Annotated in this window: 16 protein-coding genes; 4 read left to right on the plus strand and 12 right to left on the minus strand. The window is 65.0% G+C overall.

The window, feature by feature from the left end; all coding sequences use genetic code 11:
* Positions 1 to 239: 239 nt before the first annotated feature.
* Both NMQ14_RS00365 and NMQ14_RS00370 read right to left on the minus strand, forming a co-directional pair.
* Positions 240 to 953 carry a response regulator gene (locus NMQ14_RS00365; RefSeq protein ID WP_257092478.1) on the minus strand — a complete coding sequence of 238 codons (714 nt, stop codon included), beginning with the start codon at positions 951 to 953 and terminating at the stop codon, positions 240 to 242.
* Positions 950 to 2,857 (minus strand): type IV pili methyl-accepting chemotaxis transducer N-terminal domain-containing protein, encoded by a 1,908-nt coding sequence (locus NMQ14_RS00370; protein WP_257092479.1) that lies wholly within the window; start codon positions 2,855 to 2,857, stop codon positions 950 to 952. Before NMQ14_RS00370 ends, NMQ14_RS00365 begins: the two co-directional genes overlap by 4 nt.
* Before the next feature lie 169 nt (positions 2,858 to 3,026).
* Between NMQ14_RS00370 and NMQ14_RS00375 the strand changes: the two genes are divergently transcribed.
* Positions 3,027 to 5,675, plus strand: coding sequence for an ATP-binding protein (locus tag NMQ14_RS00375; RefSeq protein ID WP_373457161.1), 2,649 nt, complete (start codon positions 3,027 to 3,029; stop codon positions 5,673 to 5,675).
* Positions 5,676 to 5,685: 10 nt separating this feature from the next.
* Here NMQ14_RS00375 and NMQ14_RS00380 read toward each other — a convergent pair whose 3' ends face one another.
* The 8 genes from NMQ14_RS00380 to NMQ14_RS00415 all read right to left on the minus strand — a co-directional run bounded on the left by NMQ14_RS00380 (position 5,686) and on the right by NMQ14_RS00415 (position 15,907).
* Positions 5,686 to 6,567 carry a phosphoribosylaminoimidazolesuccinocarboxamide synthase gene (locus NMQ14_RS00380; protein ID WP_257092482.1) on the minus strand — a complete coding sequence of 294 codons (882 nt, stop codon included), beginning with the start codon at positions 6,565 to 6,567 and terminating at the stop codon, positions 5,686 to 5,688.
* Between the two features lie 43 nt (positions 6,568 to 6,610).
* Positions 6,611 to 7,675 (minus strand): class II fructose-bisphosphate aldolase, encoded by a 1,065-nt coding sequence (fba, locus tag NMQ14_RS00385; protein WP_257092484.1) that lies wholly within the window; start codon positions 7,673 to 7,675, stop codon positions 6,611 to 6,613.
* Between the two features lie 19 nt (positions 7,676 to 7,694).
* Positions 7,695 to 9,143, minus strand: a complete 1,449-nt coding sequence (gene pyk, locus NMQ14_RS00390) for a pyruvate kinase (protein WP_257092486.1) — start codon at positions 9,141 to 9,143, stop codon at positions 7,695 to 7,697.
* 67 nt (positions 9,144 to 9,210) lie between these two features.
* Positions 9,211 to 10,377 (minus strand): phosphoglycerate kinase, encoded by a 1,167-nt coding sequence (locus tag NMQ14_RS00395; protein ID WP_257092489.1) that lies wholly within the window; start codon positions 10,375 to 10,377, stop codon positions 9,211 to 9,213.
* A gap of 144 nt (positions 10,378 to 10,521) precedes the next feature.
* Entirely contained in the window at positions 10,522 to 11,535 is a 1,014-nt protein-coding gene (gene gap / locus NMQ14_RS00400) for a type I glyceraldehyde-3-phosphate dehydrogenase (protein WP_257092491.1), read from the minus strand.
* 124 nt (positions 11,536 to 11,659) lie between these two features.
* Complete coding sequence (tkt, locus tag NMQ14_RS00405; RefSeq protein ID WP_257092493.1) at positions 11,660 to 13,690, minus strand: transketolase; 2,031 nt, start codon at positions 13,688 to 13,690, stop codon at positions 11,660 to 11,662.
* Between the two features lie 227 nt (positions 13,691 to 13,917).
* Complete coding sequence (locus tag NMQ14_RS00410) at positions 13,918 to 14,802, minus strand: phosphoribulokinase (protein ID WP_257092495.1); 885 nt, start codon at positions 14,800 to 14,802, stop codon at positions 13,918 to 13,920.
* A gap of 10 nt (positions 14,803 to 14,812) precedes the next feature.
* Complete coding sequence (locus tag NMQ14_RS00415) at positions 14,813 to 15,907, minus strand: class 1 fructose-bisphosphatase (RefSeq protein WP_069038369.1); 1,095 nt, start codon at positions 15,905 to 15,907, stop codon at positions 14,813 to 14,815.
* 437 nt (positions 15,908 to 16,344) lie between these two features.
* Between NMQ14_RS00415 and NMQ14_RS00420 the strand changes: the two genes are divergently transcribed.
* The gene (locus NMQ14_RS00420; protein WP_257092497.1) at positions 16,345 to 17,265 is read left to right on the plus strand and encodes a LysR family transcriptional regulator; all 921 of its coding nucleotides are present in this window, start codon (positions 16,345 to 16,347) and stop codon (positions 17,263 to 17,265) included.
* Positions 17,266 to 17,286: 21 nt separating this feature from the next.
* Here NMQ14_RS00420 and NMQ14_RS00425 read toward each other — a convergent pair whose 3' ends face one another.
* Both NMQ14_RS00425 and NMQ14_RS00430 read right to left on the minus strand, forming a co-directional pair.
* A complete protein-coding gene (locus NMQ14_RS00425; protein ID WP_257092499.1) occupies positions 17,287 to 18,087 on the minus strand; it encodes an inositol monophosphatase in 801 nt (266 codons plus the stop codon).
* 4 nt (positions 18,088 to 18,091) lie between these two features.
* Positions 18,092 to 18,649 (minus strand): thioredoxin family protein, encoded by a 558-nt coding sequence (locus NMQ14_RS00430; RefSeq protein WP_257092500.1) that lies wholly within the window; start codon positions 18,647 to 18,649, stop codon positions 18,092 to 18,094.
* 74 nt (positions 18,650 to 18,723) lie between these two features.
* Between NMQ14_RS00430 and NMQ14_RS00435 the strand changes: the two genes are divergently transcribed.
* Together NMQ14_RS00435 and pap are read left to right on the plus strand one after the other, a co-directional pair.
* Positions 18,724 to 19,446 (plus strand): 16S rRNA (uracil(1498)-N(3))-methyltransferase, encoded by a 723-nt coding sequence (locus NMQ14_RS00435; protein ID WP_257092502.1) that lies wholly within the window; start codon positions 18,724 to 18,726, stop codon positions 19,444 to 19,446.
* Positions 19,446 to 20,930 (plus strand): polyphosphate:AMP phosphotransferase, encoded by a 1,485-nt coding sequence (pap, locus tag NMQ14_RS00440; RefSeq protein ID WP_257092503.1) that lies wholly within the window; start codon positions 19,446 to 19,448, stop codon positions 20,928 to 20,930. The genes NMQ14_RS00435 and pap overlap by 1 nt, the downstream gene beginning before the upstream one ends.
* Positions 20,931 to 20,969: the final 39 nt, after the last annotated feature.

Raw genomic sequence — 20,969 nt, forward strand, 5'->3', positions numbered from 1 at the left:
GACCGAACCCTCCCTTGTCGTTGCGACGATGGTAGGCAGACGGCCCGGATGACAACATCCTTCCGTCGGGTGTCGGGCATGCGGCAGAAGAACGATGGCGAGCGGGCACGCCATCGTTCGAAAGAACTATCAGGTGAATAACGCGCAGGAAGTTGCGCAGGATCAAGCCGGCGCAGCCGGCGAGCAGGTCGGATCCGGCCGAAGGGACGTCAGGCGACGCCCTTCGCGGAGTGTCCGGTTCAGGTCAGACCGCGTTCGACTGCGATGACGGCGACCTGCACCCGCGAGGAGACACCCAGCTTGCGCAGGATGTGCTGTACGTGAATCTTCACCGTGGTTTCGGCGATGCCCAGATCGCGTGCGATCTGCTTGTTGCTGTCGCCGCGGGCGATACCGCGCAGGATGTCTGTTTCGCGCGGCGACAATGCGCCATTGCCTGCGGTATCGGGCGCACACCCCGCTGCGGGGGCGTCGCCGGGGAGCGGGGGCGCGGCGGCGGCTTGGCGATAGACCGCCACCAGCTTGCCGGTCATTTCGTTGGCGACGACGCTTTCGCCGCGCATCGCACGGTGGATCGCGTTGGCCAGTGCCTCGCCTTCCATGGTCTTGAGGAGGTAGCCGCATGCGCCCGCGCGCAGCGCGGCGGCCAGATCGTTCTCGTCTTCGCTGATCGTCAGCATCAGCACGCGAGCGCCCGGCGCAGCTTCGCGCAGTGCCGGCAGCGTATCGACGCCGCTGACACCGGGCAGATGATTGTCGAGCAGGATGATGTCCGGCTGCAGGCTTGCGGCACGTCGCTGCGCTTCACCCGCGTCGGCTGCATCGCCGACCACCTGCAGCCCGGGGTCGCGCGACAGCAGCGCCGTGAGGCCTCGCCGGAACAGGGTGTGGTCGTCTACCAGCAGGATGCGGATCGGCGGGTCGGCATCACGCAATGTGCGGTCATTCATCATTCGGTGGTTTCCGCAGCAGTTGCCCTCTCGAACAGCTCGGTCGAGGGCGGAAGGGTGAGCACCACGGAGGTGCCGCGTTGCTGCGTCGAGAATACCTCCACCCGTGCGCCGATGCGTTCGGCGCGTTCCGTCATGATGCGCAGCCCGACGTGTGTTTCGTCGGCAGCACCACGGCTGACGTCGAATCCGCTGCCATCGTCGCGCACCTCGAAAACCCACAGCGGCTGCTGCCTCACGTCGAGCCAGACCTGGCTGGCGCGGGCGTGCTTGCGCACGTTGGAAAGCGCTTCCTGCACGATGTGCAACACCTGGATCTGGATGTCCGGCGGCAGCGGTATGCCGTGATCGTGCATGTTGAGCGTTGCGTGGACGCCGCTCTGATGTTCGAACTTGCGCAGCGTACCGAGCAGCGCGCCTTCGATGTCTTCGGCGTTGGTGCGGGTGCGGAAGTGCAGCAGCAGTTCGCGCACATCGCCCGTGCTTTCACGCAGGCCGGCGTCCAGTTCGCCCAGGATGCGCTCCGTCTGCAGGGTATCCCGTTCGGCCAGTGCGCCGCGCATCATTTCCAGCTGCATCTTCATGAAGGCAAGCGACTGGGCGATCGAATCGTGCAGTTCGCTGGCCAGGAAGTTGCGCTCCTGCGATACCGCAGCTTCGTTGCGAAGTGCGGTCAGGCGCAGGTTTTCCATGCCGCTCGCCAGATGGGTGGTCAGCGCCTCGAGCAGAGACCGTGCCGAGGGCGACAGATCGATTTCGGCATGGAAGAACAGATCGACCTCGCCCATCACCCTGTCCTTCAGACGCACCGGTATCGATACCAGTGTTTCAAAGCCGGCCTCGGCGCAGTACTGCAGGCCTCCCGGCGTCATCGACCGGATCGGAATGATGCGCGCGTGCGGCGAAGCGTCCGGCACACCGCAGTGGCATTCGTGTGCCTTCAGGCAGCGTTCGCCCTCGGTCATGTAGGCAGGGAGGCCCTGCGAAGCCAGCATCAGGAAGCGGCGGTTCGATTCGTCGGACCATCGCAGGCCCACACCATCCGCATGAAGCGCCCGCGCGACATAGCCGACGAAGCCTTGCGCCAGTTCGTCCAGCGAGCGGGCGGTGGCGATCAGCGAAGTGACCTCGTACAGCGCTTCGAGGCGCTCCTGCTTCTCCTGCAGCTCCGCGGTCTTGGCGCTTACCTTGCCTTCCAGGTTTCGATACATGGCCTGGATCTGGTCTGCCATGCCGTTGAAGCCATCGGCCAGCGTACCGAACTCGTCATCCGTCGAACGCTCGACGCGGGCACCCAGATCACCCGACTGGATCCGTTCGATGGCTTGCTTGAGGTGCCCTACGGGTTCCAGCACGAACAGGTAGCCGACATAAAGCAACACGCTGGCGCCGAGTACCGCAATGGCGATGGTTGCAAGCTGCAACAGATGCAGCAGCGCCGTCCAGCGCGACATGTGCGATTCGATGCCGGAGACCAGGGCGTCGATGTCTGCGCTGAAGGCCGCCGTGTCGGCGCCCAGGGATTGCAACTGCAGCGGTGGCGCATCCAGCCAGGTTGTGCGGTACTGCTGCCAGCCGGATTCCACGCGCGCAAAGCGGTCCCGGACCGCGTCGTCCCACGGCACGAAAAGGGGGCGTTCAGGGTCGCCGTTGCGCAGCAGCGCGACACTGCGCTCGAACGCCTCGATGGCACCCGGCAGCGCGTCCTGTTCGTGGCGACTCACCAGGAGCGACAGCCGGTAAGCTTGCATGCGCATGCGGCCCGCTTCATTGACGGCGGCTGCGCCACCATCGAGCTGCCACGATACCCACAGCGTCAGGGTGACCGACAGCAGTGCGAGCAGCGCGAACGGCGCAGCCGACAGGGCGAGTTTGGCGCCAAGGCCCCGAAGTTTGCGAACATTCATCAAGTTCAGTGTAGTCAAGCGGCTCGCAACCGACATTGTCGCAACGCAAGCCGGCGGTGTGCGGTCATTCGGGCAATTGCGCACGCTTGCCTGCTCTGTTCCAGTCTTTCGGCATCGCGACAGTCGGTAGTCTGCAGGTTTGCCCGATGTGCCGGCCGCAATGGAGCGGATGCCTTTGAAGGACAGCCCTCAATCAAGACTGCAGGCGGCGACCACCCTGAGCGGCCCGTCCGGCGCCGTGATCGCTTGCGTGTGCGCGCTGTGGCTGCCGGCTGCGTGGTGGATCGGGCCCGATGTGCTGCTGCTTCAGGCTGCCTGGGCGATCTGGTGTGCGGCCTGCGCCGCGCTGCTGCTGCGGGTGCATCGCCGCATGCCCGTGGCGACGCAGACAGAAATTCCTGCGCCCGCCGGGGCCGATTCGGCCGACCACGACATCGTGCAGGCGATTCCGCTGTCGATCTGCGTCTGTGCCTTGCCGGGCGGCGAAATCCTTTTTGCCAACGATGCCATGGTGGATCTGGCGGGCGAGCCGCGCGACAGCCTGCTCGGCCGTGCGCTGGGCGAGTTCTGCGCCCAGTCGCATGACCGGGAGCGCCTCGGACTTGCCCTGGCGACCGGTCACGGCTTTGACGACGTCGAGCTACCGGTGCGTCGTGCAGACGGCAATGTACGCTGGCTTTCCGTATGCGGTCGCCCGGACGAATTCGCGGGGAGGGCGGCGCTGTTCGTCGTCTGTCACGACGTCACCGTACACAAGCAGGCGCAGCGCTCGCTGATCGCCAGCGAAGAGCGCTTCCGCGTGCTGCTCGGTGCGCTGTCGGAATCGGTGGTGCTGTACGACGCGCAGGCGAAGGTGCTGACCCGCAATCGTGCCGCCGAGGCCTGTACCTGGCTGGACGATGCGCACGCCGGTCTGCCCGGCGGGCATGCCGAAGCGCAGCTGTTCGATGAGCAGGGGCGGGCGCTGTCGAACGATCGCCATCCGGTGATGCGTGCGCTGACCGACGGCCAGCCGCAGCGCGATGTGGTGATCGGTACCGGCCGCGCGGGCAGCCCTGTGCGCTGGCTGTCGGTCACGACGCAGCCGCTTTTTCACGCCGGTGCCAGCCGGCCGTATGCCGTGGTCGCGTCCTACTCCGACCTGACGGCGCGCATCCGCGCCGAACGCGCGCTGCGTGCCAGCGAACAGCGCTACGCCCTGGCGCTGCGCGGCATGAACGAGGGGCTGGCGGAATGGATCAACGGCAGCGAGGAGCTTTACGTCTCGCCGCGGCTGTCTCACATCATGGGCTATGACGGCGGCGGTCGTCGCATGCCGGTCAAGGATTTCGTTGCGGGCATCCATCCGGCGGACAAACCGGGCTGGGACGCCATGATGGACGACCTGCTGGCCGGCGGGCACGACGTATTCCAGCTCGAGGTGCGCATGCGCCATGCCGACGCCAGCTATCACTGGTTCATGGTGCGCGGCGTGGCACAGCGCGATGCGGCGGGCCGCAGCACGCGGGTGGTCGGCACCATCGGCGACATTTCGCTGCGCAAGCGCCTGGAACAGGTCGATCTGGCCGAACGTGAGCTGCTGGCCAGGATCGCGGCCGGAGTGCCCCTGGCGGACGTGAACGCGCGCCTGGCCGTGCTGGTCGAGGGGCTGCTGAACGAAGATTCACGCGTGGCCGTGCTGACCTGCGGTGCGTCGGCAGACGACAGCGCCGATGTGGTCGCGCCCGGCCTGTCCGCCGGTTTCCGCACCGCGCTGGCCCGGCTGCCGCTTCCGTCCGGCGCCAGCGCGACGCCGCTGGTGATCGCCGATCCGGAGGGTGCGCCGGGCGCAGACGCGCATCGCGCCGCACTGGCCGAGGAAGGCCTGAGCGCCCTGTGGGCGTTGCCGCTGGCCGGGCCGGGCGGCATTGCGCTGGGCGCACTGGTGATCTGTCACCGCCGGCCCTGGCGGCCGGGACGTTCGGACGAGAACGTGGTTCAGCGGCTGGTTGACATTGCGCAGCTGGCGCTCGAGCGGGCGCGCGGCGAACGCCAGGTCAGGGAGTTGAACGAGTCGCTGGAACGGCGTGTCGCGGAACGCACGGCCTTGCTGGAGCAGGCCAACAATGAACTGGAGGCCTTCTCGTATTCGGTGTCGCACGACCTGCGCAGCCCGCTGCGCGCGATCAACGGTTTCGCCCATCTGCTGAGCGAGCATGCCGCCGCAACGCTCGATGACGAAGGCCGGGACATGCTGCAGCGCATTCAGCGCGGGTCGAACCGGATGGGCCAGTTGATCGACGACATCCTGCGTTTTTCGCGCATGGCGCGCATCGACATGGCACACGCCGAGGTCGCGCTGGACAAGCTGGCGCGTTCGGTGGCTGCAGAGCTGCTCGAACAGTACCCGGTTGCGCGCATCACCGTCGCGCCGCTCGGGCTGGTCAGCGGCGATCACGCGATGTTGCGGCAGGTGTTCGCGAACCTGATCGGTAACGCGCTGAAGTTTTCGGTGCCTGCCGAACAGCCGCTGATCGAGCTGTTCGTCGCCTTGCAGGATGGCGAGCCGGCGATCTGCGTGCGCGACAACGGGGTCGGTTTCGATCCGCTGTACGCCGATCGTCTGTTCGGAGTGTTCCAGCGCATGCATGGCGCCGAGGAATTTCCCGGCACCGGTGTCGGGCTGGCCATCGTCAAACGCATCGTCGAGCGCCACGGTGGCCGCGTCAGCGTGCAGGCGACGCCCGGCAAGGGCGCGATCTTCCGCTTCACCCTGCAGGGTTTCGTGCCGACCGAACCGCTGGGCGGCCCGGTCGGCGAGACGCGGACCGGGACCTGATGGAACCTGATCAGCCGATCAGGCGGGTCAGCGCTTCGCGGTACTTGTCGCCGGTGCGCCGGATGATGTCTGCCGGCAGCGATGGGCCCGGCGCGCTCTTGTTCCAGTCCAGCGTTTCCAGATAATCGCGCACGAACTGCTTGTCGAACGACGGCGGATTGACACCTTCCCGGTACTGGTCGGCCGGCCAGAAGCGCGATGAATCCGGGGTCAGCGCCTCGTCGATCAGGATGAGCTTGCCATCCGGATCGAGGCCGAACTCGAACTTGGTGTCGGCGATGATGATGCCGCGGCTCTTCGCGTAGTCCGCCGCCGCGCTGTACAGCGCGATCGCGGTGTCGCGCACCTGCGCCGCCAGCGCCGGGCCGATCAGTGCCTCGGTCTGTTCGAAGCTGATGTTTTCGTCGTGATCGCCCACGGCGGCCTTGGTGGCCGGCGTGAAGATCGGAGCCGGCAGCTTCGACGCCATGCGCAGGCCGTGCGGCAGCGCCACGCCGCATACCGCACCGGTACGCGAATAGTCGCCCCAGCCGGAGCCGATCAGGTAACCGCGAACGACCGCTTCGATCGGCAGCGGCTTGAGCCGCCGCACGACGATGGCGCGCCCTTCCACCTGGTCATGCTCATCGGCGGTCACCACCGATTCCGGCGCGATGCCGGTCAGGTGGTTGGGCGATACGCCCGCCAGTTTGCCGAACCAGAAGTTCGACACGGCGGTCAGCACCTTGCCCTTGCCCGGTATCGGGTCGGGCAGGATGACGTCGAACGCCGACAGGCGATCGGTGGTCACGATGAGCATCGTCGCGTCATCGATGGCGTAGATGTCGCGCACCTTGCCGCGGGCGATCAGCGGCAGGCTGTTGATGCTGGATTCGAACAGTGCGTCGGCCATGTCGGTCCTGGGTACGGTCTTCGTTGCGGGATGCGTGGGCGTATCAGGTGACGGTCTGCGCCAGTTTGCCGCTGGCGTACTGGCGGGCAATCTCGTCCAGCGCAATCGCCTTGATCTTGCCTGCCTGGCCTTCGCAACCGAACTGCAGGTAGCGTTCCTTGCAGATCAGCTTGGCTGCTTCGCGGGCCGGCTTCAGCCATTCGCGGGCGTCGAACTTGTCCGGGTTCTCGGCCAGGAACTTGCGCACCGCGCCGGTCATCGCGAGACGGATGTCGGTGTCGATGTTGATCTTGCGCACGCCGTACTTGATCGCTTCCTGGATTTCCTCGACCGGCACGCCGTAGGTTTCCTTCATCCGGCCGCCGTACTGGTTGATGATGGCCAGCAGGTCCTGCGGCACCGACGACGAGCCGTGCATCACCAGGTGGGTGTTGGGGATGCGCCTGTTGATTTCCTTCACGCGCGAAATCGCGAGGATGTCGCCGGTGGGCTTGCGGGTGAACTTGTAGGCGCCGTGACTGGTGCCGATCGCGATGGCCAGTGCGTCCAGCTGCGTGGCCTTGACGAACCGTGCAGCTTCCTCCGGGTCGGTCAGCAGCGACGAGTGGTCAAGTTTGCCTTCGGCGCCGTGACCATCTTCCTCGCCGGCCATGCCGGTTTCCAGCGACCCCAGGCAGCCCAGCTCGCCTTCGACCGTGACGCCGACCTTGTGCGCCATGTCGACCACCTTGCGGGTGACCTCGACGTTGTAGTCGAACGAGGCCGGCGTCTTGCCGTCTTCGCGCAGCGAGCCGTCCATCATCACCGAGCCGAAGCCCAGATCGATGGCGCCCTGGCAGATCGCCGGGGTCTGCCCGTGGTCCTGGTGCATCACCAGGGGACTGTGCGGATACGCTTCGACGGCGGCCTGGATCAGATGCTTGATGAAGTGCTCGCCGGCGTACTTGCGGGCGCCGGCGCTGGCCTGGAGGATGACCGGCGCACCGACCTCATCGGCGGCGGCCATCACCGCCTGCACCTGTTCGAGATTGTTCACGTTGAAGGCGGGGATGCCGTAGCCATTTTCGGCGGCGTGGTCGAGCAACTGGCGCATGGAAACCATGGGCATGGCAATTCTCCTGGCTGGATCAGATAACGGTAGAGAGTTGACGATACTCCCCGACCTTGACGATTTTCAGTGTATTGGTGCCGCCCGGAACGCCGATCGGTTCGCCGAACGACAGCACGATGAGGTCACCGACCTGCACGGCACCGCTGCGCAGCAGTTCCGCTTCGGCGTCGACCAGCATGCGGTCGCGGTCGGCATCCGGATCGAGCTTGATCATCAGCGGCGTGACGCCGCGGTACATCGACAGCTTGTAGCGGGTGCGCACTTCCGGTGTCAGCGCGTAGATCGGCACGCCGCTGTTCAGGCGCGACATCCACAGCGAAGTCGAGCCGGACTGGGTCAGCGTGGCGATCGCCTTCACCTTCAGGTGGAAGGCGGAAAACAGCGCCGCCATCGCGATCGACTGGTCGATGCGGGTGAACACACGCTGCAGGAATTCCTGGTCCAGCTTCACTTCGGCCGATTTCTCGGCTTCGATGCAGATGCGCGCCATCGCCTCGACCGTTTCGATCGGGTATTCGCCGGACGCGGTTTCCGCAGACAGCATCACCGCGTCGGTGCCGTCGAGCACCGCGTTGGCGACGTCGGACACTTCGGCGCGCGTGGGCACCGGGCTGTGGATCATCGACTCCATCATCTGCGTGGCGGTGATGACCAGCTTGTTCATTTCGCGCGATACGCGAATGATGCGTTTCTGCATCGCCGGCACGGCCGCGTCGCCCACTTCGACCGCGAGGTCGCCGCGCGCCACCATGGCGCCGTCGGACGCATCGAGAATTTCCTCCAGCGCCGGAATGGCTTCCACGCGCTCGATCTTGGCGATCAGCAGGGCGTTCGACCCCGCCGCGCGCAGCAGTTCGCGCGCCTGGCGCATGTCGGCGCCGCTCTTCGGGAAGCTGACCGCCACGTAGTCGACATTCAGCGACGCCGCGATCTTGATGTCTTCCATGTCCTTGGGCGTCAGCGCCGGCGCCGACAGACCGCCGCCCTGACGGTTGATGCCCTTGTTGTTCGACAGTTCGCCGCCGTGGCGCACCGTGCAGTGGATCTGCGTGGCGTTGACCGACTTCACGTCCATCACGATGCGGCCATCGTCGAGCAGCAGCACGGCACCCTGTTCGACGTCATTCACCAGTTCGGGATAGTCGAGGCCGACACGGCCCTCGTCGCCCAGCGTGCATTCGATGTCGAACACGAAGGCCTGCCCGCCCTTGAGCATCACCTTGTTTTCGGCAAACTTGCCGACGCGGATCTTCGGACCCTGCAGGTCGGCCATCACGCCCACCGTGCGGCCCGCTCTGGCTGCGGCGACCGCGAGGGTTTCCACGCGCGCGCGGTGGTCGTCCGCCTTGCCGTGCGAAAAATTGAGTCGCACCACATCGACGCCGGCCTCGACAAGGCGGGTCAGGGTGGCGAGGTCGCTCGATGCGGGGCCGAGCGTGGCGACGATCTTGGTGAAACGGTGCATGGCGGACGAACTCCTCGTGATGTCTTTGTTGTTTTAGTGGGCGGTGCCTTGCGCGTGCTGCGCCGTATCAGCCGCGGGCGCGCCGCAGCAGGATATCGACAGCCGGTAGCGTTTTCCCTTCGAGGAACTCCAGGAAGGCGCCGCCGCCGGTCGAGATGTAGCTCACCTGATCGGCGATGCCATATTTTGCGATGGCGGCCAGGGTGTCGCCACCACCGGCGATCGAATAGGCGTTCGACGCTGCAATGGCGCGCGCCACGGTTTCGGTGCCGTGACCGAAGGCGTCGAATTCGAATACGCCGACCGGGCCGTTCCATACGATGGTGCCGGCCGCCTTCAGCATTTCCGCCAGTTGGGCAGCAGCCTTCGGGCCGATGTCGAGAATCATGTCGTCGGCGGCGACGTCATCGACCGACTTGACCGTTGCCGGTGCATCGGCCGCAAATGTCTTGGTGCACACCACGTCTTCCGGCAGCGGCACTTTCGTCTTGGCCATCACGCGCCTGGCGGCGTCCACCAGATCGGCTTCGGCGAGCGACTTGCCGATCTGCTTGCCGGCGGCCAGCAGGAAGGTGTTGGCAATGCCGCCCCCGACGATGAGCTGATCGACCTTGTCGGCCAGGTTTTCCAGCAGTGTCAGTTTGGTCGATACCTTGGAACCGGCGACGATGGCCGCCAGCGGCCGTGCCGGCTGGCCGAGTGCCTTCGACAGCGCGTCCAGTTCGCTTGCCATCAGCGGGCCGGCGCAGGCGACAGGCGCGTACTGGCCCATGCCGTAGGTCGTCGCTTCAGCGCGGTGGGCGGTGCCGAAGGCGTCATTCACCCATACGTCGCACAACGCTGCGAGCTTTCTCGACAGCGCCTCGTCGCACTTCTTCTCGCCCTTATTGGCGCGGCAGTTTTCCAGCAGTACGACCTCGCCCGGGGCGACCGTAACGCCATCGACCCAATTTGCGACCAGCTTCACCTCGAAGCCGAGCAGTTCCGACATGCGGCGGGCGATCGGTGCCAGCGAATCTTCCGGCTTCAGTTCGCCTTCGGTCGGACGCCCGAGGTGCGACGTCACCATGACCGCAGCGCCGGCGTCGCGCGCGCTGAGGATGGCTGGCAGCGAGGCGCGGATGCGGGTGTCTTCGGTGATGTTGCCGGCGTCGTCCTGCGGTACGTTCAGGTCGGAGCGGATGAACACCCGCTTGCCCTTGAGGTCAAGATCGGAAAGTCGTGTGAACTGCATCGTGTGTCCTCTGCGATGGCGCGTGAAGGGGTTCTGACGGTGCGAATACAGGGTAGGACGGTCAAGCAGGCAAAAACGATGCGGGACGGACGAAGTCGGGCAGGGACGCTGCCGCTCCGAACCCCGCCCCGGATCGGGATGCCTTTACCTGGCCGCCATCAGCGCAACCGTCGTGTCCAGCATGCGGTTCGAGAAACCCCATTCGTTGTCGTACCAGGACAGCACCTTCACCAGCGTGCCACCCATGACGCGCGTCTGCGTCGAGTCGAAGATCGACGAGCGGGCGTCATGGTTGAAATCGACCGACACCAGCGGCTCGACGTTGTAACCCAGCACGCCCTTGAGCTCGCCTTCCGAAGCGGTCTTCAGGATGCCGTTCACTTCGTCGGTCGTGGTGGCGCGTGCGGCCGTGAAAGTAAGGTCGACGATGGATACATTGATCGTCGGTACGCGCATCGCGAAGCCGTCCAGCTTGCCGTTCAGGTCCGGCAGCACCAGACCGACCGCAGCAGCGGCGCCTGTCTTGGTCGGAATCATCGACATCGTGGCGCTGCGCGCGCGGCGCAGGTCTTCATGATAGACGTCGGTCAGCACCTGGTCGTTCGTGTAGGCGTGGATGGTGGTCATCAGGCCGTGCACAACGCCGATCTTGTCGTGCAGCGGCTTGACCAGCGGTGCCAGGCAGTTGGTGGTGCAGCTGGCGTTCGAAATGACCGTGTCGGTCGCCTTCAGCACGCCGTGGTTCACGCCATAGACGATGGTTGCATCGACGTCCTTGCCGCCGGGCGCTGAAATGATGACCTTCTTCGCACCGCCCTTGATGTGGGCCGACGCCTTTTCCTTGGTCGTGAAGAAGCCGGTGCATTCCAGCACGACATCGACGCCCAGCTCACCCCACGGCAGTTCGGCCGGATTGCGGTTGGCCAGCACGCGGATGCGGTCACCGTTCACGACCATGTAGTCGCCGTCGACGCTCACTTCACCCGGAAACTTGCCGTGGGCGGTGTCGTAACGGGTCAGGTGGGCATTGGTCTTCGGGTCGCCGAGGTCGTTGATCGCGACGATCTGGATGTCGTGGCGCTTGCCGCCCTCGTAGTGTGCGCGAAGCACGTTGCGGCCGATGCGCCCGTATCCGTTGATGGCAACCTTGATCGTCATGTCTGCAACTTCCTTTCCAGTGGGTATGGATTCAATGAAACCTGCGGATTGTGCAGCGCAACTCGTGGTGGCGCTGCGCCGTAGTTGGCACCGTCCGCAGCGCGGTGCCCGGATGTGTGAGGCCTTACTTGCCGATCACCTTGCGGGCGGCGGTGGCGACCGCGTCGGCAGTGATGCCGAAAGCCTTGTACAGCTCGCCAGCCGGTGCTGATTCGCCGAAGTGATCCAGGCCGATGACGGCGCCGTCGAGACCGACGTATTTGCGCCACAGATCGGTCACGCCGGCTTCGACTGCCACGCGCGGCAGCGCGCGCGGCAGAACCATTTCGCGCCAGGCAGCGTCCTGCCGGTCGAACACCGTGGTCGATGGCATGGACACCACACGCGCCGCGATGCCTTCGGCTGCGAGCGTCTTCTGCGCAGCGAGCGCCAGCGACACCTCCGAGCCGGTTCCAATCAGCACGACCTGCGCGCCCTCTGCACCTGACAGCACGTAGCCGCCGCGGGCGATTGCTGCGATCGTCGCGGCATCGCGCGCGGTGTGCGGCAGGTTCTGGCGCGAAAACATCATCGAGGTCGGGCCGTCATCGCGCTTGAGGGCACTGGCCCAGGCAACGGCGGATTCGACCGTATCGGCCGGTCGCCACACGTCCATGTTCGGCATCAGGCGCAGCGTGGCCGTCTGTTCGACCGGCTGGTGCGTCGGGCCGTCTTCGCCGAGACCGATTGAGTCGTGCGTGAACACGAACACCTGGCGCAGCTTCATCAGCGCTGCCATGCGCAGCGCGTTGCGCGCGTACTCGGAGAACATCAGGAAGGTGGCGGTATAGGGAATGAAGCCGCCGTGCAGCGCGATGCCGTTGGCGATGGCCGACATGCCGAATTCACGCACGCCATAGTAGAGGTAGTTGCCGCCAGGGTTGTCGGCCGATATCCCCTTCGAACCCGACCACAGCGTAAGGTTGGACCCGGCGAGGTCGGCGGATCCACCGAGCAACTCCGGCAGCACCGGCGCAAAGGCTTCGATGCAGTTCTGGCTGGCCTTGCGGCTGGCGATGTTGTCCGCCTTGCCGTCGAACTTTGCGATCGTGTCTGCAACGACCTGATCGAAACCGCTCGGCAGCGTACCGTGCATGCGACGTTTGAACTCTGTCGCAAGGTCGGGGTGGGCGGTCTCGTAGGCTGCAAATCGCGCATTCCAGTCTGCTTCGGCCAATTTGCCTGCTGGACGCGCATCCCACGCTTCATAGACGTCCGCCGGAATGTCGAACGGGGCGTGGGACCAGCCGATGAAGGCCCGTGCCGCGTCGATCTCGGCTGCCCCGAGCGGTGCGCCGTGCACATCATGGCCACCGGCCTTGTTCGGCGAGCCGAGGCCGATCACCGTGCGGCAGCAGATCAGCGTCGGCCGCGACAGGTCGGCTTTTGCCGCGATCACTGCGGCGTTGATGGCGGCGCTGTCGTGACCGTCGACCGCCGGGATGACCTGCCAGCCGTAGGCTTCGAAGCGCTTTGGCGTATCGTCGGAAAACCAGCCCTCGACGTGGCCGTCAATTGAAATACCGTTGTCGTCGTAGAACACGATCAGCTTGCCCAGACCTTGCGTGCCGGCCAGTGAGCATGCTTCGTGCGATATACCTTCCATCAGGCAACCGTCACCGGCGAAGGCGTAGGTGAAATGATCGACGACGGCATGGCCGGGTCGATTGAATTGCGCCGCCATGCCGCGTTCCGCAAGCGCCATGCCGACCGCGTTGGCCAGACCCTGGCCGAGCGGGCCGGTGGTCGTTTCGACGCCCGGTGCGTAGCCCCGTTCCGGGTGGCCCGGTGTCTTGGAATGCAACTGGCGGAACGATTTCAGATCCTCGATCGACAGGTCGTAGCCGGTCAGGTGCAGCAGGGCATACAACAGCATCGAACCGTGGCCGTTCGACAGCACGAAGCGGTCACGGTCGGCCCACTCCGGATTGGCCGGGTTGTGCTTCAGGTGATGGCGCCACAGCACTTCGGCGATTTCCGCCATGCCCATCGGAGCTCCCGGGTGGCCTGAGTTGGCTCTCTGGACGGCATCCATCGCCAGCGCGCGGATGGCACCCGTGATCGGATTGAAGCCTCCGCGGGGTGTGATGGTCGGGACGGCGGTCGAGGCGGTCATAGGGCAAGGTTCCGGCCGGAAAAACCCATAATTATCCGCGAAAACAAGGCCTCTGGATAGCACGCTTCGTTCCGCAATCCGGCCGACTTTCTGTATCCGGCCTTGCGGGATTCACCAGAGGCGGGCTGCAGCGGTGCGGATCGCACCAGGGGGGCTGCCGTTGCCGGTCCTCGTGCACAAGGAATCGGCGTTGATCCGGTTCTTCAGCGGGCGCCGTGACGGCAGGTTCAGTAACGCGCCCGCGCCTTGCGCCCGTTTTCCACCAGCCGCAGGATCAGCGGCGTGAAGATGAGCTGCATGGCCAGTTCGATCTTGCCGCCCGGGATCACGATGGTGTTGGCGCGCGACATGAAGGAACCTTGCAGCATGCTCAAAAGGTACTGGAAGTCGATGCCGCGCGGATTGGCGAAGCGGATCACCACCATTGACTCTTCCGGTGTCGGGATGGCGCGTGCGATGAAGGGGTTCGAGGTGTCGACCATCGGTACCCGCTGGAAATTGATGTGCGTGTTCTCGAACTGCGAACAGATGAAGTGCACGTATTCCGGCATGCGGCGCAGGATGGTGTCGGTCACGGCTTCGGTCGTGTAACCGCGCTGCTCGCGATCGCGGTGCAGCTTCTGTATCCACTCCAGGTTGATGATGGGTACGACGCCGATGCGCAGGTCGGCATGCTGTCCGACATCGATGCGGTCGGTTTTCACTGCCCCATGCAGGCCTTCGTAAAACAGGATGTCGGTGCCGGGCGGAATATCCTCCCAGGGCGTGAATGTTCCTGGCGGCTGACCAAAGGGTGCGGCTTCCTTGTCGTTGTGCAGATAGGCGCGAGTGCGCCCGGTTCCTTCGGCGCCATACTGCCGGAACAGGGCCTCAAGCTCTTCGAACAGGTTGGCATCCGGGCCGAAATGACTGAAATGTTCATTTCCGGCAGCCGCTTCGCGCGCCATGACGACCTTCATCTCCTCCCGGTCGTAACGATGAAAGGCGTCGCCTTCGACAATGACCGGATTGACCCCTTCGCGCCGGAAGATGTGCTGGAAGGTTCGCGTGACAGTGCTGGTGCCGGCGCCCGATGACCCGGTGATGGCGATGACAGGATGGCGTACCGACATCCGTCAGTCCTCAGAGCGTGGAAAACAGGCCACGGATATTGAAAAGTGGCGAAGTGTATTCACGGTCCAGTCCCTGGTCATTTTCGTGGTGATACTGGGCAATGCGACGCACTTCTTCGCTTGACCCGAAGATCAGTGGCGTGCGCATCTGCAGGCTGCGCGGCGGCAGTTCAAGGATCCGTGTGCGGCCGTTTGTTGCTTCGCCACCCGCCTGTTCGATCAGGAAGGCGATCGGATTGGCTTCGTACATCAGCGAAATACGGCCCGGCGGCTGCGACGGCATGGTGTCGGCCGGATACATGATGACGCCCCCGCGCGTCAGTACGCGATGGGTTTCAGCCACCAGCGAGGCGATCCAGCGCATGTTGAAGTCGGTGTTGCGCGGGCCTGTCTGGCCAGCCAGACACTCCTCGACATAGCGTTTGACCGGCGGTTCCCAGAAGCGCGATTTCGATGCATTGATCGCAAATTCGTTGGTTTGCGCAGGAATGCGCATCTTCGGATGGGTCAGGATGAAGGCGCCGATGTCGCGGTCAAGTGTGAATCCGTCAACGCCTTCGCCGGTGGTCAGCACCAGCATGGTCGAAGGGCCGTACAGCGCATAGCCGGCGCACACCTGTTCTGTTCCGGGCTGCAGAAAGTCCGACAACTGCGGCTCGGCGCCCGGGTTGGGCGCGTGCAGAACCGAAAAAAGCGTGCCGACCGTCAGATTCACGTCGATGTTGTTGCTGCAGTCCAACGCATCGAACAGCAACAGGTATTTGCCTCGCGGCGACTGTTCCGGCGTCGGGATGAAGCCGTCCAGACCGTCCGGTGCAAGCGCCGCAAGATGACCGCCCCATTCGCATTCGCGCTGCATCGCCTCGTTTGCGATGGTGTCGAGCTTCTGCGTGACGTCGCCTGCCAGATTGATGGCTGCGCCGCTGCCAATCGCCTCGAAGCTGCCGAGCGAGCCGACCAGTGCGCCCTTGTTAACATTGTTGGCGATGATTTTCACCGCCGTCGCAACCGCGTTCAACAGACTCGAAAAGATCCCGCTGGCTTGCGGGTGTCTCTGCTGGGCCTCGATGGTGTAACGCGTGAGGGTTTTGCGCCCTTCGATCATGGCAACCTCCTTCGCAACCGGTGTCGATTTATCCTAGCTGTCGTCCGCCGTGCTGTCACATCGGCTTGTCGCGCTCCGGCAGGGCGCCGTGACGGCAAATGATGTGCTGCAACCATGGAACGGTATGTTCCACGGCAAGCAACACAGTGTGCGAACGCAAAAAAATACCCCGGACTCTTGCGAGCCGGGGTATGAATCCACAAACAAGGTTGTGGAGGAGGAGCCTGGGTCACCTGTCGATTCTTGTTGAGTAGACAGGCTTTGACGCTAAAATCGAGAGCTTCCGAAAACACGCCGTACCTTTGTCGCGCTTTGTTTTCGACCGCTGTTGCAGTGCAATATATCTGGAATCTGCTGTGGTTCAAAATAAGTTGTTTTGATACGATCTATTAAATTTCCTGATACCGATTGATATGACAACTCAGTGGACACGAGGGGTGTCGCTTCGCCAGCTGCGGATTTTCGAAGCGGTCGCCCGCCTCGGATCGATTTCGCGCGCTGCCGAAGAGCTGCATCTGACACAACCCGCAGTCTCGATGCAGGTGAAGGCGCTCGACGGCCTGATCGGGCTGCCGCTGATCGAAACCCTGGGCAAGAAGCTGCGGGTGACCGATGTCGGCATGGAAATCGCCCGTCACGCACGTGCCATCGAACACCAGTTGGCCGAGGCGGAAGCCGCGCTCGCGCAGATGGCGAGCGGTCACGCCGGACTGGTGTCGGTTGGCGTGGTCAGCACTGCGAAGTACATCGCGCCGAAGCTGCTGATGGCTTTCCGCGAGCGCTTTCCGGACGTGCAGGTCCGCATTTCGCTGCACAACCGCGACGACATCTTCCGCCAGCTGGAAGACAACCTGATCGACCTCGCCATCATGGGGCGCCCGCCGGCTGCGCTGGGGTGCGAGGCGCATGTGTTCGCAGAGCATCCGCTGTCCATCCTCGCTTGCGAAGGTCACCCGCTGACCGGCAGCGGCATGGCCAGCGCGGAAGATCTGGGGCGTGAAGCCTTCCTGATCCGCGAGCGCGGATCAGGCACACGGGTGACCCAGGAAAGCTTTTTGATCGAACATGGCATCCGCCCGACCGAAATCATCGAGCTGCCCAGCAACGAGATCATCAAACAGGCCGCAATTGCGGGAATGGGGCTGGCGTTCCTGTCGGAGCACACCTGCCAGCTCGAACTGCGGACCGGCGTGCTACGCCGGATCGCTGCACCGGGTACGCCGGTGATCCGCAACTGGCATGTGGTCTATCGCGACCGCAAGAATCTGCTGCCGGCCGCGCAGGCGCTGCGCGACTTCCTGCTGGCAAAGGGCGGTGGTCTGGTCAATGCACAGGTGACGTCCGCGCAGCCGGCGTGAGGCCGGATTTGCCTGTGCGGCTCAGCGCGCGCCGTGCGCGTTGAGCCAGTCCATCCATTCCCGATACAGCGCCGCGTTGGCGCCGACGACGACCGGCGTCTTGCGGCCGGGTGACATGTCCAGCGGTTCGCCGTCGAGCATCGAGCACTGCGCGCCGGCTTCGGCGGCAATCAGGGTGCCGGCGGCGAAATCCCACATCATCTGGCCGCCGTGCAGATAGACATCCAGTCGTGCCGCTGCGACAAAGCACCACTCGAGTGCGCTGGAACCGAAGTTGCGCTGCGAATAGAACGGCGACTGCGTGGCGAGCGCATCGGCCAGCGGCTTGGGAATGCGCTTGAAATCGACGCCGGCGACCGCGTCCAGCAGGTGGCGGGCCGGCGTGCGCAGCGGCAGCGCCGTGCCGTTCAGGAAGGCGCCGCCTCCTTCTTCAGCGTAGAAGGCCTCGTCGGTCATCGGGTTGTACACCACTCCATAGCGCGTCCGGCCTTCGGCGATGTAGGCGATCGCCACGCCGAAGAACGGGATGCCGTTGACAAAGTTCGTCGTGCCGTCGATCGGATCGATGCACCAGATGCCGTCCTGGCCTTCGTGCCACAGACGCAACTGCAGCGATTCCGGCATTTCTTCGCCCAGTACCGGGCGATCGATGATGCGCGGCAAGCGTTCGATCAGCGCTTCCTGCGCCGCCAGATCGACCACCGTGAACAGGCTGCCGTCGTCCTTGGTGTTGCGTTGCGCCGTCAGGAAGTGCGGCATGATGACTTCGCGCGCCACATTGCGCGCGGTGTCGACGATCTGGATGAGGGTCGGTGAGCTCATGGATTCAGTCCTGACGCCATTTGATGGAACAGCCGATGCCCGGCGTCTGCTCGCGCGGACCTTCGCCGGTCAGTGCCACGAGGCGCATGGCCTCGAACAGGTCGCGCCGCGTATCCGGTGGCGCAGCCTCCTTGCGGGAGGCGTCGAAGCGACCGCGGTATTGCAGCTGCAATGCGCTGTTGTAGCCGAAGAAATCCGGCGTGCACACGGCGCCATAGGCGCGTGCCACCGATTGGTCGGCGTCCAGCAGATACCGAAAGGAGAACGCCCTGTCGCGCGCCAGCGCGCTCATGGCGTCAGGGCCATCCTGCGGATACTGGTCGATGTCGTTCGACATGACGGCCACTGCGCCGACGCCGAGCGCCTGCAACTCGCGCACCGTCACCACCAGCCGTGGCAGTATTGCCTGAACATACGGGCAGTGGTTGCAGATGAACATCACCAGCAGACCGGCCGGTCCGCACAACGTGTCCGGCGAATGCTGGCGGCCGTCGGCGTCGCGCAACCGGAAGTCCGGCGCTGCCAGACCGAAGTCACAGACAGGTGTCGAAGTGCTGACCATCATGCTTCCATGGGTTTGCCCGCCCTGGCGGAGCGCGGGTCGTGATCCTCTCGCAGTGCACCAATGATAATACGATGAATCCTCGCTTTTTCTGCCCTCTGCCTGACGAACCCGTCGGCGTGCTCGCGCTGCCGGCTGCAGTCGCCCACCATGTTGAACGTGTGCTGCGCCTGTCGGCCGGCGACCCGCTGACCCTGTTCGACGGTCGCGGTTTCGAAGTCGAAGCCCGACTGGAAGGCAAGGGGCGCGACCTGCGCGCGGTACTCGGCGAGCGTCGTGCGCCAGTGCGGGAGCCGACGCTGCGGATCACGCTGATGCAGTGCCTGGCGGCGTCGGACAAGATGGACTGGATCGTGCAGAAAGCGGTCGAACTCGGTGTTGCGCGCGTGCAGCCGGTGAGCTGCCGGCGCGCGGTCGTGCGCCTGGCCGGCGATCGTGCCCAGCGCCGGATCGAACACTGGCACCAGATTGCGGTGGCTGCCTGTGAACAGTGCGGTCGCAACGTCGTGCCCGAGGTGCTGCCGCTGCTTTCCTTCGAGCAGGCGGTCGCGCGTGCCGACGGGCAGCGCCTGCTGCTGCATCCGGAAGGTGGGGTGCCGTTGCGCGAGGCTAGCCTGAAAGCCGATCAGCTGATCAGCGTGCTGATCGGTCCGGAAGGTGGTTTCGACCACGACGAACTGCAGGCCGCGCGCGGCAGCGGGTTCGCCGCGCTCACCCTCGGTCCGCGCGTTTTGCGCACTGAAACTGCAGGTGTGGCCGTGGTGGCCGCGCTCAACGCCCTGATCGGAGATTTCTGATGTTCGATTCGCTGCCCCCGTTCGAAGCGATGGATGAAGACCGGTTCGATAGGGCGGTCGCGCGGCTGCGCGCCGACCTGCTCGATGCGCAGTACTCGATCCTGGAGCAGGCACGCACGCCGGTCATCCTGCTGATCGCCGGCGTGGCGGGCGCCGGCCGCGGCGTGGTGGTCAACACGTTGAACGAGTGGATGGACCCGCGTCATATCCGCACCAGTGCGTTCGGGGCGCGCGACGAAGCCGCACGCCTGCGACCCCACATGTGGCGTTTCTGGCAGGCATTGCCGTCGCGCGGGCGCACCGCCATCATGTTCGATGCGTGGTACAGCGAAACCATCCGTGACCGCGTCGACCGCCGCATCAAGCGGCCGGCGTTCGGCCGCACCCTGCAGTCGATACGCCGTTTCGAGCACATGCTGGCGATGGAAGACGCGGTGGTGCTCAAGTTCTGGCTGCATCTGGACGCCGACACCCAGCGTGCCCGCTTCAAGACGCTCGAAAAGGACGCGGCAACGCGCTGGCGCGTCACGTCGGAGGACTGGCACGAACACCGTCGTCACCGCAGGCTGTGCAAGGTGGCGGAAGAGGCGATCCGCGAGACGGACGACCCGCATGCGCCGTGGCACCTGATCGACGCACGGGACACCCGTCTGTGCGAATTGGCGGTCGGTCGCGTCGTGCTGCGCGCGTTGCGTGCCACGCTGGCAGGGCGTCCGCCGCGACCGGCGCCGTTGCCGCCGCCTTCGATGGCGGTGGCCGAGGCGCCGGCGGCACCGGTCGGCGAAGCAGCGGCCCCGTCGAAGCCGATGACCAAGGCGCACTACCAGCCTGCGCTGGAAGCCCTGCAGGGGCGGTTGAACCTGTTGCTGCGCCAGCCGGCTTTTGAAGATCGCGCGCTCGTGCTGGTGTTCGAAGGCATGGATGCAGCGGGCAAGGGCGGTGCGATTCGTCGCATCACCCATGCACTCGACGCGCGGTATTACCGCGTGCATCCGGTGGCGGCGCCGTCCGAACATGAGCGCAAGTACCCCTGGTTGTGGCGCTTCTGGCGCGATGTGCCGCGCAACGGCCGGGCGGCACTGTTCGACCGCTCGTGGTACGGCCGGGTGCTGGTCGAGCGGGTCGAAGGCTTTGCCGAGCCGGATGACTGGGCGCGCGCCTACGACGAAATCAACGCCTTCGAGCAGGAATGGGTGGCGCATGGCGCCATCGTCTGCAAGTTCTGGCTCGACGTCAGCCCCGACGAACAGCTGAAGCGCTTCAAAGAGCGCAGTCGTACCCGATTCAAGCGCTTCAAGATCACGCCGGATGACTGGCGAAACCGCGAAAAGTGGCCGGCCTATCTGCCGGCGGTGCGCGACATGCTGGCGCGCACGCACACCGAGGCGGCGCCGTGGGCGTTGATCGGCTCGGACGACAAGTACCGCGCCCGCCTCGACATCCTGCAGACCGTCTGCGACCGTCTCGAATCGGCGATCGGCTGAGCGTTCCGGCGGGCCGCGCTCGGATAGAATCGGGAACTT

The sequence above is a fragment of the Methyloversatilis sp. XJ19-13 genome (assembly GCF_024580155.1).
Classification (GTDB): Bacteria; Pseudomonadota; Gammaproteobacteria; order Burkholderiales; family Rhodocyclaceae; genus Methyloversatilis.

Bases quoted from the DNA above. Each gene is read 5' to 3' on its own strand.
- NMQ14_RS00425 (WP_257092499.1), bottom strand. From the start codon at position 18,087: ATGAGCTCACCGACCCTCATCCAGATCGTCGACACCGCGCGCAATGTG.
- NMQ14_RS00375 (WP_373457161.1), top strand. From the start codon at position 3,027: ATGCCTTTGAAGGACAGCCCTCAATCAAGACTGCAGGCGGCGACCACC.
- NMQ14_RS00415 (WP_069038369.1), bottom strand. From the start codon at position 15,907: ATGATCGAAGGGCGCAAAACCCTCACGCGTTACACCATCGAGGCCCAG.
- pap (WP_257092503.1), top strand. From the start codon at position 19,446: ATGTTCGATTCGCTGCCCCCGTTCGAAGCGATGGATGAAGACCGGTTC.
- NMQ14_RS00395 (WP_257092489.1), bottom strand. From the start codon at position 10,377: ATGCAGTTCACACGACTTTCCGATCTTGACCTCAAGGGCAAGCGGGTG.
- NMQ14_RS00380 (WP_257092482.1), bottom strand. From the start codon at position 6,567: ATGGCCGACGCACTGTTCGAATCCAGCATCAACAGCCTGCCGCTGATC.
- NMQ14_RS00435 (WP_257092502.1), top strand. From the start codon at position 18,724: ATGAATCCTCGCTTTTTCTGCCCTCTGCCTGACGAACCCGTCGGCGTG.
- tkt (WP_257092493.1), bottom strand. From the start codon at position 13,690: ATGACCGCCTCGACCGCCGTCCCGACCATCACACCCCGCGGAGGCTTC.
- gap (WP_257092491.1), bottom strand. From the start codon at position 11,535: ATGACGATCAAGGTTGCCATCAACGGATACGGGCGCATCGGCCGCAAC.
- NMQ14_RS00370 (WP_257092479.1), bottom strand. From the start codon at position 2,857: ATGAATGTTCGCAAACTTCGGGGCCTTGGCGCCAAACTCGCCCTGTCG.
- NMQ14_RS00430 (WP_257092500.1), bottom strand. From the start codon at position 18,649: ATGGTCAGCACTTCGACACCTGTCTGTGACTTCGGTCTGGCAGCGCCG.
- pyk (WP_257092486.1), bottom strand. From the start codon at position 9,143: ATGCACCGTTTCACCAAGATCGTCGCCACGCTCGGCCCCGCATCGAGC.
- NMQ14_RS00410 (WP_257092495.1), bottom strand. From the start codon at position 14,802: ATGTCGGTACGCCATCCTGTCATCGCCATCACCGGGTCATCGGGCGCC.
- fba (WP_257092484.1), bottom strand. From the start codon at position 7,675: ATGCCCATGGTTTCCATGCGCCAGTTGCTCGACCACGCCGCCGAAAAT.
- NMQ14_RS00365 (WP_257092478.1), bottom strand. From the start codon at position 953: ATGATGAATGACCGCACATTGCGTGATGCCGACCCGCCGATCCGCATC.